At 69.1% G+C, this 12629-nt stretch carries 13 protein-coding genes; 4 read left to right on the plus strand and 9 right to left on the minus strand.

What is annotated here, in order from left to right; genetic code table 11:
* Positions 1-4: 4 nt before the first annotated feature.
* Both A6B37_RS03820 and A6B37_RS03825 read right to left on the minus strand, forming a co-directional pair.
* Complete coding sequence (locus tag A6B37_RS03820) at positions 5-946, minus strand: OmpA family protein (protein WP_102775992.1); 942 nt, start codon at positions 944-946, stop codon at positions 5-7.
* Positions 943-1809, minus strand: a complete 867-nt coding sequence (locus A6B37_RS03825; RefSeq protein ID WP_111824951.1) for a MotA/TolQ/ExbB proton channel family protein — start codon at positions 1807-1809, stop codon at positions 943-945. Before A6B37_RS03825 ends, A6B37_RS03820 begins: the two co-directional genes overlap by 4 nt.
* A 245-nt stretch (positions 1810-2054) precedes the next feature.
* On the opposite strand from A6B37_RS03825, the gene A6B37_RS03830 reads away from it, so the two are divergent.
* Both A6B37_RS03830 and A6B37_RS03835 read left to right on the plus strand, forming a co-directional pair.
* Positions 2055-3479 (plus strand): NYN domain-containing protein, encoded by a 1425-nt coding sequence (locus tag A6B37_RS03830; RefSeq protein WP_111824952.1) that lies wholly within the window; start codon positions 2055-2057, stop codon positions 3477-3479.
* Between the two features lie 17 nt (positions 3480-3496).
* Complete coding sequence (locus A6B37_RS03835) at positions 3497-4003, plus strand: DUF523 domain-containing protein (protein ID WP_111824953.1); 507 nt, start codon at positions 3497-3499, stop codon at positions 4001-4003.
* 92 nt (positions 4004-4095) lie between these two features.
* Here the strand turns inward: A6B37_RS03835 and A6B37_RS03840 are convergent, their stop codons facing one another.
* Complete coding sequence (locus A6B37_RS03840; RefSeq protein ID WP_111824954.1) at positions 4096-5076, minus strand: tripartite tricarboxylate transporter substrate binding protein; 981 nt, start codon at positions 5074-5076, stop codon at positions 4096-4098.
* Between the two features lie 80 nt (positions 5077-5156).
* Positions 5157-6281 (minus strand): muconate/chloromuconate family cycloisomerase, encoded by a 1125-nt coding sequence (locus A6B37_RS03845; RefSeq protein WP_111824955.1) that lies wholly within the window; start codon positions 6279-6281, stop codon positions 5157-5159.
* A 107-nt stretch (positions 6282-6388) separates the two neighbouring features.
* Between A6B37_RS03845 and A6B37_RS03850 the strand changes: the two genes are divergently transcribed.
* The gene (locus tag A6B37_RS03850; RefSeq protein ID WP_111824956.1) at positions 6389-7270 is read left to right on the plus strand and encodes a LysR family transcriptional regulator; all 882 of its coding nucleotides are present in this window, start codon (positions 6389-6391) and stop codon (positions 7268-7270) included.
* Here A6B37_RS03850 and A6B37_RS03855 read toward each other — a convergent pair.
* A complete protein-coding gene (locus A6B37_RS03855; RefSeq protein ID WP_111824957.1) occupies positions 7267-7842 on the minus strand; it encodes a hypothetical protein in 576 nt (191 codons plus the stop codon). The two genes, A6B37_RS03850 and A6B37_RS03855, sit on opposite strands and share 4 nt — an antisense overlap.
* Positions 7843-7959: 117 nt before the next feature.
* Complete coding sequence (locus tag A6B37_RS03860) at positions 7960-8421, minus strand: carboxypeptidase regulatory-like domain-containing protein (RefSeq protein ID WP_111824958.1); 462 nt, start codon at positions 8419-8421, stop codon at positions 7960-7962.
* A gap of 72 nt (positions 8422-8493) precedes the next feature.
* On the opposite strand from A6B37_RS03860, the gene A6B37_RS03865 reads away from it, so the two are divergent.
* Positions 8494-9120 carry a TetR/AcrR family transcriptional regulator gene (locus A6B37_RS03865; protein ID WP_102776001.1) on the plus strand — a complete coding sequence of 209 codons (627 nt, stop codon included), beginning with the start codon at positions 8494-8496 and terminating at the stop codon, positions 9118-9120.
* Positions 9121-9276: 156 nt separating this feature from the next.
* On the opposite strand, the gene A6B37_RS03875 is transcribed toward A6B37_RS03865, so the two are convergent.
* From A6B37_RS03875 to A6B37_RS03885, 3 genes are read right to left on the minus strand one after another with little or no spacing between them, the layout of a single operon-like run.
* On the minus strand, positions 9277-10671 hold the full coding sequence (locus tag A6B37_RS03875) for a M20 family metallopeptidase (RefSeq protein WP_111824959.1): 1395 nt from the start codon (positions 10669-10671) through the stop codon (positions 9277-9279).
* Entirely contained in the window at positions 10668-11642 is a 975-nt protein-coding gene (locus A6B37_RS03880) for an oligopeptide/dipeptide ABC transporter ATP-binding protein (RefSeq protein ID WP_111824960.1), read from the minus strand. The genes A6B37_RS03875 and A6B37_RS03880 overlap by 4 nt, the downstream gene beginning before the upstream one ends.
* Complete coding sequence (locus tag A6B37_RS03885; RefSeq protein ID WP_102776005.1) at positions 11639-12628, minus strand: ABC transporter ATP-binding protein; 990 nt, start codon at positions 12626-12628, stop codon at positions 11639-11641. The genes A6B37_RS03880 and A6B37_RS03885 overlap by 4 nt, the downstream gene beginning before the upstream one ends.
* Between the last annotated feature and the right edge of the window lies 1 nt (position 12629).

The following is a 12629-nucleotide window of genomic DNA, read 5'->3' on the forward strand; positions in this document are numbered from 1 at the left end:
CGGCTCAGGAACGCGGCGCGGCGGGACCCTGCGCCGCCTTCTGCGGCGCGGTGATGTCCATGATCAGTTCCACGCGCCGGTTGGCGGCGCGGCCCGCGGCGGTGTCGTTGGATTCGAGCGGGCGGGTTTCGGCGTAGCCGACCGCGCGCAGGCGCTGCGGCGCGACGCCGTCGCGTACCAGTTCGCGCAGCACGCTGGTGGCGCGGCTGCTGGACAGTTCCCAGTTCGAGGCGAACTGCCGGGTCTGGATGGGCACCGGGTCGCTATGGCCTTCGACGGACACCTGGTAATCGTTTTTGTTGAGGATGCCGGCCAGGCGCTTGATGACGTCCAGCCCGGCCGGGCTGAGGGTGGCCTGGCCGGACGGGAACAGCAGTTCGTTGCTGATGCGGAAGCTGACCGATTGTTCGTTGATGATGACGTCGACCGAGTTGCCCAGGTCGGCCAGGCCCAGCGATTCCTTGGACGGCGCGCGCAGCGGCGGCGCGGCTTCGGCCACGATCTCGCCTTCCTGCTCGGGCGCGGCGTCGGCCACGGCGGCCGCGGGCGGCGCGGCCGGGGCCGGCGGCTCTGCCCAGCTGGCCGGGATGGCCACGGCGTCGAATTCGGAATATTCGCCTTCATAGGCCGGCAGGCCGCTGGCGGCCAGCGAGCCGACCAGTTGCACCGGCTGCTCGTTGCCGAAGAAAGCCAGGCCCTGCAGGCGGGTCAGCGCCAGCAGCACGACCAGCAGCGCCAGCAGCAGCGTGATCAGATCCAGGTAGCTGAGCAGCCAGTGTTCGGATTCCGGTTCTACGTTGTCCTCGACGTGCCAGCGGGCGTAGCGGTCCTGGCGGCCGCTTCTGCCCTGGCGCCAGGCGCCGCCGGCGGCCGCCTTGCGGGCGCGCAGCTCGGCCTGGCGGGCCTGCTCGATCCGCTCGGCCAGGGTGGGCGAGATCAGGCTCATTGGCGCGCGGCGGCCGGGCGGGCCAGGGGTACGGAACGGACGGCGGGCTTGGCCGCGCCGTCGGCCTTGGGCTGGGCCGGCTCCTGCAGGCCGCCGTCATGGATTTCGTCTTCGATGTGCATGACGAAGGAATTGAGCGTTTCGCGCACGACGGCGGGGCCGCGCTTCTCGCACATCATGGCGATGCCTTGCAACACCATGTTCATGGATTCGACGCGGCGCGCGGTGCGGCGCTCCAGTTTCAGGGCGATGGGCTTGCACACCAGGTTGGCCAGCAGGATGCCGTAGAAGGTGGTCATCAGGCCGATGGCCAGCTGCTGGCCGATGGTCTGGATGCTGCCGTCGCCCAGCACCGACATCAGGTTGATCAGCCCGACCAGGGTGCCCAGCATGCCGAAGGCGGGCGCGAAGGTGGCCATGACGCGGAACATCTGCGCTTCGGCCTGTTCGCGGGCGCGCAGGCGCGCCACGCGCCATTGCAGCAGTTCGATGATCTGGTCTTCCGGCGTATTGTCGATGATGAGCTGCACGCCGGTGCGCAGGAAGGGATTGGAGACTTTTTTCAGCGCCTCTTCGACCTTGCGCACGTCGGTGTTCATCCAGAGCTGGGCCATGGTCACCAGTTCGTCGATGTCGCGCTGCTGGTCGTGCTGGTCGTTGCGGAACACGGTGCGCACCAGCTTGAAGATCCGCACCACTTCGGACAGCGGATAGGCGATGAACAGCGCCGCGCAGGTGCCGCCCAGCACGATGGCCAGCCCGGGCAGGTTGATGTAGAGGCTGGGGTCGGTGGCCGCCAGGGCCACCACGATGACCAGGGTGAACAGGCCGACGGCGGCGCCGATGAGGGTAGACGGATTCATGGATCTTGCCCGATAACGAAGGCGCTCCGCGCGCGGAGTGCCGGAATTTCGGGAAATTCTAGCCAGGACCGGCGCCGCTCAATCGGCCGGAAAGCGGGGCGAAATAGGCCGTAAGCATCGGCTTGGCCTGCGCGCCCGGGCTGCCTGGCGATCCGTCAAAATGGGGGCGGACCGGCGGATATGTATATCATGAGCGGCATCTGGCGGCGCCTCGCCCGGCGGCCGCCGCCGAACTGGAGCAAAACATGAACAACCCCAACGAAAGCGTCAGCATGGCGCTTTTCTGTGATTTCGAGAACGTGGCGCTGGGCGTGCGCGACACCAAATTCCACAAGTTCGACATCCGGCCCGTGCTGGAACGCCTGCTGCTCAAGGGCAGCATCGTCGTCAAGAAGGCCTATTGCGACTGGGAGCGCTACAAGGAATTCAAGGCTCCCATGCACGAGGCCAATTTCGAGCTGATCGAGATCCCGCACGTGCGCCAGTCGGGCAAGAATTCGGCCGACATCCGGCTGGTGGTGGACGCGCTGGACTTCTGCTACACCAAGTCGCACGTCAACACCTTCGTGATCATCAGCGGCGACTCCGATTTTTCGCCGCTGGTGTCCAAGCTGCGCGAGAACGACAAAAAGGTGATCGGCGTGGGCGTGAAGCAGTCCACCTCCGACCTGCTGATCGCCAACTGCGACGAATTCATTTTCTATGACGACCTGGCGCGCGAAGGACAGCGCGCCGCCGAGGCCCGCCGCGACAACCGCGGCGCCAACGGCGGCCAGCGCCGCACGCCCGACGAGGAGCGCCGCCGCAAGGAAGAGCAGGAGGCGCGCCGGACCCAGGCCGTCGAGATGGTGGTCGAGACCTTCGAGGCGCTGGTGGCCGAGCGCGGCGACAGCGGCAAGATCTGGGCCTCGGCGCTGAAGGACGCGCTCAAGCGCCGCAAGCCGGATTTCAACGAGTCCTACTACGGCTTCCGGGCCTTCGGCAACCTGCTGGAAGAGGCGCAGTCGCGCGGTTTCCTGGAAGTGGGCCGCGAGGAAAAATCCGGCACTTATGTGTACCGCGACAGCGCCGGCGGCGAGCCGGCCGGGCGTCCTGCGGCGCGCGCGCAAGCCAGCGACGCCGCCGAAGCGCCGTCCGCCGCCGCGGCGCCGGAAGCCGCCGGCGCCAGGCCGGCCCGCAATGCACGGGGCGGGCGCAAGACGTCCGGCCGGGGCGCGGGCCAGAAGCCCGACGCCGCCCCGCGCGAAGAATCCGCCCCGGCTGCGGCCGAGGCCTATGCGCAGCCGGAGGCCCCCAGGCCGGCCGACGCGGCGCCCCCTGCCGTCGCCGCGCAACTGCCGCCCATCCCCAAGCCCGCTCCGCCGCAGCGCCAGCCTATGGCCGTGGCCGCACCGCCGCCCGTGGTCGACGTGACGGAATGGACCTTCGTCAAGCCGTCGCCGCAGATCGAAGAGCCGGCGGCGGAACCCGCGCCAGCCCCCGCCAAGCGCGCCCGCGGCGCCCGCAAGACCACGCCCAAGGCCGCCGAGGCCAAGGCGCAAGCGACCGCCGCCGAACCCGCGGCCGCCGCGCCTGCCGAGGCCGAGCCGGCCGCCAAGCCCGCGCGCAAGACGGCCCGCAAGACCGCCGCCCCGCGGCGGACGCGCAAGGCGGCCGAGGAATCCTCCTGAGCCTGCCGGAACTGCGTATGGAATACGTGCTGGTCAGTTCCTGCCTGCTGGGCAAGCCGGTGCGCTACGACGCGCGCGCCGTCTCGCACGACAACGCGGTGCTGGCGCGCTGGCTAAAGCAGGGCCGCGTGGTGGCTGTCTGTCCCGAGGTCGCCGGCGGCCTGCCCGTGCCGCGTTCGCCCGCCGAGATCGAGCCGGGCGCCGCGGCGGCGACGGTGCTGGCCGGCCGCGCCCGCATCGTGGCGGTGTCGGGAGAGGACGTGACCGCGCCCTTCGTGCAAGGCGCGCGCGAAGCGCTGGCGGCCGCGCGCCGCCACGCCATCCGGGTCGCGGTGCTCAAGGAGGGCAGCCCGTCCTGCGGCAGCGGTTATGTGTACGACGGCCATTTCGCCGGCAACAAGATCCCCGGCTCGGGCGTGACGGCCGAACTGCTTGCGCAGGCGGGCGTGCGCGTGTTCAGCGAACACCAGTGGCGCGAAGCCCGGGACTGGCTGGCGCGCCTGGAGGCGGGCGACGGCGCTTAGCGCGCCGTTCCGCGGTCGGTCATGCAGGATTGCAGCATGCGGTTGTAGGTGTCGGCGCCCGCAGCCGTCGCCGCAGGGCCTGCCCCGGTGCATCAGTTGATCTTGATGTTGCGTTCCTTGACCAGGGCCTTCCACTGTGTGGTTTCCTTGGCCAGATGGTCGCGCAGTGCGTCCGGGCTGCTTCCGATAGACTCCGCGCCGATCGAATCCAGGGTTGCCTTCACCTTCGGTTCCACTAACGCATTGCGCATGGCTTCGTTCAGCCTGGCCACCACTTCCGGCGGGGTGCCGGCGGGGGCGAACGCCGCGAACCAGGGCATCAGTTCGTAGCCCGGCACGCCGGCTTCCCGCAGGGTCGGCACGTCAGGCAGGGCGGCGGAGCGCTTGGCCGTGGTGACGGCCAGCGCGCGCAGCTTGCCGCTGACGATGTGCGGCTTGGCGGACGTGATGCTGTCGAACATGTAGTCCACCTGGCCGCCCAGCAAATCCGCCACGGCCGGGCCGCTGCCCTTGTAGGGCACGTGCAGCATGTCGACGCCCGTCATCGATACGAAGAGTTCGCCCGCCAGATGGATCGACGTGCCCACGCCGGCCGAGGCGTAGGTGTAGTGGCCGGGCCGGGCTTTCGCCTTGGCGATCACGTCCTGCACGCTGGTCGCGCCGGTGCGGGCCGGATTGGTGACCAGTACGTTGGGCACCACGGCCAAGAGCGAGATAGGTGCGAAGTCCTTGATGGGGTCGTAGTTCAGGTCGGCGTACAGCGCCGGGTTGACGGCCATGCCGTTGGCCACGATCAGGATCGTGTAGCCGTCGGGCTTGGCGCGCGCGACCGAGGCCGCGCCAATGTTGCCGCCCGCGCCGGCGCGATTCTCGACGATGACTGACGTGTTCAGCTGCTTGCCCATGGATTCGCCCAGCGTGCGGGCGATGCTGTCCATGGCGCCTCCCGGCGGGAAGGGCACGATCCATTTGACCGGACGGTCAGGGTAGCCGTCGGCCAGCGCGGCGGACGCGCCGCCCAAGAGCGATAGGGCCAGGATGGCGCGGGCAAAGGGTTTGAACAGGTGGCGCATGGTCGTCTCCGTAGTGCATGAATTATTGTGGGTGCGCCCTTCGAGGCGGGCGCGGCCGGATGTCGCGTGTCTGCGGTCCGTCAGCGGTCCCGCCGGTAGAAATTCAGCTTGTCTTCGTCCAGCGTCAGCCCCAGGCCGGGGCCGTCGGGAAGTTCCAGTTCGAAATCGGCGTAGCGCGGCGGATTGACGACGATGTCGTCCTTCAGCAGCAGCGGGCCGAACAGTTCGGTGCCCCAAGACAGGCGCGGCAGGCAGGCAAAGCCGTGCGCCGACGCGATCGATCCCACCGAGCCTTCCAGCATCGTGCCGCCGTATAGCGACATGCCGGCGGCATCGCCCACCGCCGCAGTGCGCAGCATCTCGTGCAGGCCGCCCGACTTGGCGATCTTCAACGCCAGCACGTCGGCCGCGCCTTGGCGCGCGATGTCCAGCGCGTCTTCCGGGCCATTTACGGCTTCGTCCGCCATGATCGGGACGACGAAGCGCGCGGCCAGCCGGGCCATCCCGGCCAGGTTGGCGCGGGCTATGGGTTGTTCGATCAGGTCCACGCCCGCCGCTTCCAGCCGCGCGATGGCGCCGGCCGCATCGGCCTCGTTCCAGGCCTGGTTCACGTCCACCGTCACGCGGGCGCGGTCGCCCAGCGCCTGCTTGATGCGCGACACGTGCGCCACGTCTTGCGACACGGCGCGGCGGCCCACCTTCAGTTTGAACGTATTGTGGCGGCGGCTTTGCAGCAGCGACTCGGCTTCCTCGATGTCACGGGCGGTATCGCCGCTGGCCAGCGTCCAGAGCACCGGCAGACGGGGGCGCACGGCGCCGCCCAGCAGGGTCGAAACCGGCACGTTCAGCCGCTTGCCCTGGGCGTCCAGCAGCGCGGTTTCCAATGCGGACTTGGCGAAGCGATTGCCGCGGGCCACCTTTTCCAGGTGCTGCATGGCCGCGTGGATGTTGGTGGCGTCCAGGCCGGTCAGTGCCGGAGCCAGATAGGTATCGATTGCCAGCTTGATGCCTTCGGGGCTCTCTTCACCGTAAGACAGGCCGCCAATGGTGGTGGCTTCACCGATGCCTTCGATGCCGTCGCTGCACGTCAGGCGCACGATCACGAGCGTTTGCCGCTGCATGACCGCCATGGCCAGTTGATGGGCGCGGATGGTGGGCAGATCCACCAGAATGGCCTGAACCGAGAGAATGCTTGGCAGATTCATACTTTTATTATCAGAAATGACATGACAGGGGCAGTATGACTTGCGCTTTCCGCTTGAGTCCAAGACTATATGGCTTCCTATTGATATCTATTGGGTATAAATATGCCATGCAACTCAGACACCTAAGATACTTCCAGGCAGTGGCGGAAGAGGGGAGCTTCACGCGTGCCGCCGCCCGGCTGCATATTGCCCAGCCGCCGCTGAGCCGTCAGATCCGCCAGTTCGAGGAAGAACTGGGGGTGCAACTGTTCGAACGCACTACCCGCGCCTTGCGGCTGACGGAAGCCGGGCGCTTCCTGCTGGAGCAATCGCGGCTGTTGACCGCCCGGCTGGAAGAAGTGCTGGAAGGCACGCGCCGTCTGGGGCAAACGCAGCGACGCTGGTTCGGCATCGGTTTTGTTCCGTCTACCCTGTATGGCTTCGTGCCCGAGCTGATCCGCCAATTGCGCAGCGCCGATCCCAAGGTGGACGTCGGCTTGGCGGAAATGACCACGCTGCCGCAATTGGAAGCGCTAAAAACAGGGCGCATCGATCTAGGTATCGGCCGGATCCTGCTGGATGATCCGGCGATCGAACGCCGGGTGCTGATGACCGAACCATTGATGGCCGCCGTGCCGCTGCATCATCCATTGGCGGCGATGGGCAGCGTGTCGGCGCAACGCCTGGCGCAGGAACCGTTCGTGCTGTATCCGGCGCGGCCGCGGCCGAACTTTGCGGACCATGTGCTGGGGCTATTCCGCGCCGCGGGCTACGCGCTGCAGGTCGAACAGGAGGCCAACGAGCTGCAGACCGCGATAGGCCTGGTGGCCGCGGGCGTGGGCGTGTCAGTGGTGCCGGCCTCGGTGCAGCGCTTACAACGGCAGGACGTGGCCCACGTGCGGATCGAAGGCGATGCGTTCGTGTCGCCGGTGATCGTGAGCTACCGCAAGGATGACCAGTCTGCGTTTTTGCAGCGCGCGCTGGCGCTGGCTGCGGGATTGGCAACCTAGTTGGTGTACTCGCGGCCCGCTGCCATGCAGGATTGCAGCATGCGGTTGTAGGTGTCCACCGAGACCTGCGTGGTCCATTGCGAGATGTGCGCCGGGTCGTAGCCGCTCTGGTTCATGGCCCAGCGCTGGCAATCGCTGCTGGCGCCGGCCTGGGGCGAGCCCATGGGCGCGGCCTGTTCGTATTGCGGCGGCGGGATGTATTGCGGCTCGGGAGGCTGATATTGCGGCGTCTCGTACACGGAGTCCGGATAGGTCGGCGCGCCGTAGACCGGCGGGGCGGTATAGCCCACGCCCGGCGCATAGACGCCGGCCTGCGCGTAGGAAGGCCCCGAGTCCGCCGCCAGCAGCAGGCCGATCGCGGCCAGCGCGAACGCGCCGCCCACCCACCAGCCGTCGGAGCTGCTTCCGCCGCCGCCGTGATAGTGGTGATAACCGCCGCCGTAGCCGCCATAGCCGCCGTGGTGGCCGCCGCCCCAATAACCGCCGCCGTGCCTGCCGCCGGCCAGCGCGGGCGCGCTGACCACCGCCAGCGCCAAGGCCAGCGCCGTGGCGCGGACCGAAAACCGATTCATGATTCTGCTCCTGGATCGCCCCGGCCGGCATGGCGCGCGGCAAGAGGCAACATCAATACTTTACTGCTGCGCGGGCGTCACGGGTTGTCGCAAGCGCTACCGGGATTTCAAGCCGTTTCAGGGCTGCGGGCGCGGCGTCAGGGGCGGTTGCGCGCTGTTGCATGAGCGCGACTCGCCGGCCCGCAGGCGCACCTGCGCGCGCGGCTCGAAACCGTCAGGCTCGCGGTTCATGGTTTCGTAGGTTTCATAGCCGGTTTTTTCCACGCACCAGTTCCAGAAGTAGGTCTGCGCGCCGTGCAGCATCATCGATTCCGCGCGCCATTCGCGGATCGCGGGAAACGCCGCCGCGCCGTCGGCGGCGCTGCGCGTTTCGTTGCGAAAGCGTTCGCGGCCGTAGGGGTATGCGCTGCTTATCAGCACCACGCGGGCATCCGCCACGGGCCGCTCGGCCTCGTCCAGCACGGTAAGGCGCGCTTCGGGTTGCAGGGTCTTGTAGACGGGGTAGGGAACGCAGCCGGCGCTGGCGAGCGCGAGGGCAAGAACGGGGGCGGCGGGCAGGATGCGTAACGGCAATCTCATCGGCTGGCCGGACGGCGGTCCGGTAGGGGGTTGGCAGTGGCTAAAACTGTTGATAGGTAGTATTTTCTCGCGATGATCACGTTACCACCTTCTCCTGCGTCGCAAGACGAGCGTCTCACCAAAGGCAAGCGCACCCGGCTGCAGCTTCTGGCGGTCGCGGCGGCGGAGTTCGCGCAACGCGGGTTCCAGCACACCCGGATCAGCGACATCGTCGCCCGCGCCGGCGTGACGCAGCCGGTCTTCTACCAGTACTTCAGCAGCAAGCAGGCCGCGTACGACGAGCTGGTGGACATGTTCATGCAGCGCTTGCGCCAGGCCATCGGCCAGGCGCGCCTGCCGGACGACCTGCCCGAGGCCGAACTGGCCGGCCGCATCCGCCAGGGCGTGGGCGGGCTGCTGGACATCCTGCAGGAAGATCCCAACCTGACCCGCATCGGCTTCTTCCAGGCGGCGTCGGCCGAGGCCCTGAAGGACGAACTGGTGGCGATGCTTGCCGACAACGTGCGGGCCGAGCAGCAGGCGGGCCTGCTGCGCACGCAGCCGCGCGCCGACTGGTTCGCGCAGTCGCTCATGGGCATCATCGAACGCTTCACCCGCCAGACCCCCGACGCCGAACAGCGCGAGCGCCTGGCGGACTTCATCACGGACCTGCTGCTGGAAGGCATGCGAATACGGCTGCCGCCCCAGCCCGCCTCCTAGCAGGAGGCTTTTTTTTCGTCCGTGGACGGCCGCGGGGAGCGCGCCGGCTGGACGAAATGCTCACACTTCGTCGGACAGCCTGATCGCCATACTCAAGGCGATGGGCCTGCGCCTGGCAGTCCAGCCGCTGGCGGCGGCGCGGTCCGCGCCCTGAGTTCAGCGCGCCAGCGCCGGCGTGCCGCCCGCGCCGAGGTCCCAGTACAGTCCCGTCATCAATCCGAGCGCCTGGCGCAGCAGCTCCGGCGGCAGGTGTTCGTTGGGCGCGTGCTGGGAGCAGCCCGGATAGGAATGCGGCACCCAGATCGTGCGCAGGCCCAGCACGTCGGTGAAGATGTCGTTGGGCAGCGAGCCGCCCAGGTTGGGCAGCACCGCGGCCTTGACGCCGGCGGTGCGCTCCAGCGATTCCACCGCCCAGCGCACCCACGGGTCTTCCGGGTCGATGCGGGTGGCGCGGAACATGCTTTCGCGGGTGAGCGCGATCTGGACCATGGGAAAGCCCTGGCGGTCCAGGTGGCGGCGCAGGGCGGGGATGAGTTCGTCGGGGTCCACGCCGACCACGAAGCGCAGCTGGCAGCGCGCCCAGGCGCGCGGCGGGATGGCGTTGACGGGGGTGTCGGGGTTGCCGGTCTTGTAGGCCAGCACTTCGAACGAGCACCAGCCGAACACGCGTTCGGCCGGCGACAGGCCGGGCTCGCCCCAGCCGGGTTCGATCTCCGGGCCGTCGGCGCCGCCGTCGACCTGGCAGTCGGCCAGGGCGCGGCGCACCGCCGGCGGCAGTTCCGCGGGCACCCATTCCGGCACGCGGATCTGGCCGGTGGGCGAGACCAGCGTGGAAATCGCGTGCGCCAGCTGGATGCCGGGGTTGGAGATCAGTCCGCCCCAGTTGCCCGAATGATGGCCGCCGGCGCGCGCCTCGATGCTGAGGTCGAAGTTCAGGCTGCCGCGCGCGCCCAGGAATACCGTGGGCCGCTCGGCGCTCAGGCGCGGCCCGTCGGAGGCGATGAGCAGGTCGGCCGCGAGCAGATCGCGGTGCGCTTCGCATAGTTCCCGCAGGCCCATGGAGCCGGTTTCCTCGCCCATCTCGATCAGGTATTTGGCGTTGAATCCCAGCCGGCCGCGCGTCTCCAGCACCAGCCGCAGCGCTTCCATATTGATGCTGTGCTGGCCCTTGTTGTCGGCGATGCCGCGGCCGTACCAGCGGCCTTCGGATTCGGTCAGGCCCCAGGGCGACAGGCCTTGCTTCCATTCCCGCTCCAGCCCGCGTATGACGTCGCCGTGGCCGTAGCCCAGCACGGTGGGCAGGGCGGGGTCTTCGATGCGCTCGGCGTACAGGAACGGCGCCAGCGCCTTGGGATGCGTCAGCGTGCGGCAGGTGAAGCCCAGGGCTTCGAAGGCCGGCCGGATTTCGGCGTCCAGGTAGTCGGCCAGCACGGCCGCGCGTTCGGGGTTCTGGCTTTCGGTGGGCATGGCCAGGCGGCGCGCCAGCAGCGCGCGGAAGGCGCCGGAATCGAAGCATTGCTGGGCCTGGGCGAGGGCGTCTGCGCGGGTCATGATGGGCGGGCTCCATGCTGGGGATCGGAAGGATAGAGATGGCAGGCCACCAGGGCCTGCCCGCGCTGCGCCAGCGCGGGGCGTTCGGTCTTGCACTGGTCCATCGCATGCTGGCAGCGCGGGTGGAACGGGCAGCCCGCCGGCGGGCGCAGCGGATCGGGAAAGGATAGGCCCAGGCCCGTGTCGGGGATGCCCAGGCCCGGCTCGGGCGTGAGCACCGAGGCCAGCAGCGCCTGGGTGTAGGGATGGCGCGGCTCGTGGAACAGGCGGGCGGTGGCGGCGGATTCCACCACCCGGCCCAGGTACATCACGGCCACATGGGTGGCGATGTGCTCCACCACGGCCAGGTTGTGGCTGATGAAGACATAGGTCAGGTTGAATTCGCGCCGCAGGTCCATCAGCAGGTTCAGGATCTGGGCCTGCACCGACACGTCCAGGGCCGAGGTGGGCTCGTCGCAGATGACGATTTCGGGATGCATGACCAGCGCGCGCGCGATGGCCACGCGCTGGCGCTGGCCGCCGGACAACTGCCCCGGCGTGTTGTGCGCCAGGCGCGGCGGCAGGCCCACGCGCTCCAGCATTTCGATGGCCTTGTGCTGCCTGGGGTTGGCGATGCCGTGCACTTCCAGCGGCAGCGAGACGATGGAGGCGATGGTGCGCCGCGGGTTCAGCGAGGAGTACGGGTCCTGGAACACCGGCTGCACGCGGCGCGCCAGCGCGCGCCGGTCCAGGCCGCGGATGTCCTGGCCGTCGAGCCGCACCGCGCCCTCGGTGGGCGGCGTCAGCCCCAGCAGCATGCGGGCCAGCGTGGACTTGCCGCAGCCCGATTCGCCGACGATGCCCAGCACCGCGCCGCGCTCGACCGCCAGGTCCACGCCGTTGACCGCGTGCAGGGTGCTGCGCGGGCGGAACATGCCGGCGCGCACCGAGAACTGGCGGCTGACGCCTTCGGCTTGCAGCAACGCGCTCATGCCCGGCCTCCCTCTGGATGCAGCACGCAGCGCCAGCGCTGCCCCGTGTCCAGGCCATGCACCGGCACCGCCTGGCGGCAGCGCGGCTGCGCATGGGGGCAGCGTTCGAAAAAGGCGCAGCCTTCGAGCTCGCCCACCAGCGCCGGCACCACGCCGGGGATGGTGCCCAGCGCCGCGCCCGGCGGCGTGCGTCCGGGCACGGGGATGCAGCCCAGCAGCCCCTGGGTATAGGGATGGCGGGGCGCGGCGAAGAGTTCGGCCACCGGCCCTTCCTCGACGATCTGGCCGGCGTACATGACGGCCACCTGCCGCGCGATGCGCGCGACCACGCCCAGGTCGTGGGTGATCAGCACCATGGCGATGCCCAGCTCGGCCTGCAGCTCGGCCAGCAGCCGCAGGATCTGCGCCTGGATGGTGACGTCCAGCGCGGTGCTGGGCTCGTCGGCGATCAGCAGTTCGGGCCCGCACATCAGCGCCATCGCGATCATCACGCGCTGGCGCAGCCCGCCGGAAAGCTGGTGCGGATACTGGCCCAGCCGCTGCGCGGCCGAGGCGATGCCGACCTTCTCCAGCAATTCGACCGCGCGGTCGCGCGCCTGCCGCTGGCCCGCCTTGCAGTGGTGGACATAGTGTTCGGTCAGCTGGTCGCCGATGGCGTAGGCGGGGTTGAGCGCCGTCATGGGCTCCTGGAAGATCATCGCCATCTTGCTGCCGCGCAGCGCGTTGACGCGGCGCGCGCGGGCGGCCGACAGATCCTCGCCCAGCACGGCCAGGCGCCGCGTGCGGCGCTGGGCGGCCTTGGGCAGCAGGCCCATGATGGCCAGCGAGGTCATGGACTTGCCGCAGCCCGATTCGCCGACCAGGCACAGCGTTTCGCCGCGCCTGACCTGGAAGGACACGTCGCGCACCGCATGCAGCGGTCCGCGCGGCGTGGCGATGTCGACGGTCAGCCCCTGCACGTCGAGGACGATATCCGTGCCGCTCATC

The organism is Achromobacter sp. HZ01 (assembly GCF_003267925.1).
Lineage (GTDB): Bacteria > Pseudomonadota > Gammaproteobacteria > Burkholderiales > Burkholderiaceae_B > Achromobacter > Achromobacter pulmonis_A.

Excerpts from the sequence above, each read along its gene's own strand:
- A6B37_RS03820 (WP_102775992.1), bottom strand. The coding sequence starts at position 946 with ATGAGCCTGATCTCGCCCACCCTGGCCGAGCGGATCGAGCAGGCCCGC.
- A6B37_RS03825 (WP_111824951.1), bottom strand. The coding sequence starts at position 1,809 with ATGAATCCGTCTACCCTCATCGGCGCCGCCGTCGGCCTGTTCACCCTG.
- A6B37_RS03830 (WP_111824952.1), top strand. The coding sequence starts at position 2,055 with ATGAACAACCCCAACGAAAGCGTCAGCATGGCGCTTTTCTGTGATTTC.
- A6B37_RS03835 (WP_111824953.1), top strand. The coding sequence starts at position 3,497 with ATGGAATACGTGCTGGTCAGTTCCTGCCTGCTGGGCAAGCCGGTGCGC.
- A6B37_RS03840 (WP_111824954.1), bottom strand. The coding sequence starts at position 5,076 with ATGCGCCACCTGTTCAAACCCTTTGCCCGCGCCATCCTGGCCCTATCG.
- A6B37_RS03845 (WP_111824955.1), bottom strand. The coding sequence starts at position 6,281 with ATGAATCTGCCAAGCATTCTCTCGGTTCAGGCCATTCTGGTGGATCTG.
- A6B37_RS03850 (WP_111824956.1), top strand. The coding sequence starts at position 6,389 with ATGCAACTCAGACACCTAAGATACTTCCAGGCAGTGGCGGAAGAGGGG.
- A6B37_RS03855 (WP_111824957.1), bottom strand. The coding sequence starts at position 7,842 with ATGAATCGGTTTTCGGTCCGCGCCACGGCGCTGGCCTTGGCGCTGGCG.
- A6B37_RS03860 (WP_111824958.1), bottom strand. The coding sequence starts at position 8,421 with ATGAGATTGCCGTTACGCATCCTGCCCGCCGCCCCCGTTCTTGCCCTC.
- A6B37_RS03865 (WP_102776001.1), top strand. The coding sequence starts at position 8,494 with ATGATCACGTTACCACCTTCTCCTGCGTCGCAAGACGAGCGTCTCACC.
- A6B37_RS03875 (WP_111824959.1), bottom strand. The coding sequence starts at position 10,671 with ATGACCCGCGCAGACGCCCTCGCCCAGGCCCAGCAATGCTTCGATTCC.
- A6B37_RS03880 (WP_111824960.1), bottom strand. The coding sequence starts at position 11,642 with ATGAGCGCGTTGCTGCAAGCCGAAGGCGTCAGCCGCCAGTTCTCGGTG.
- A6B37_RS03885 (WP_102776005.1), bottom strand. The coding sequence starts at position 12,628 with ATGAGCGGCACGGATATCGTCCTCGACGTGCAGGGGCTGACCGTCGAC.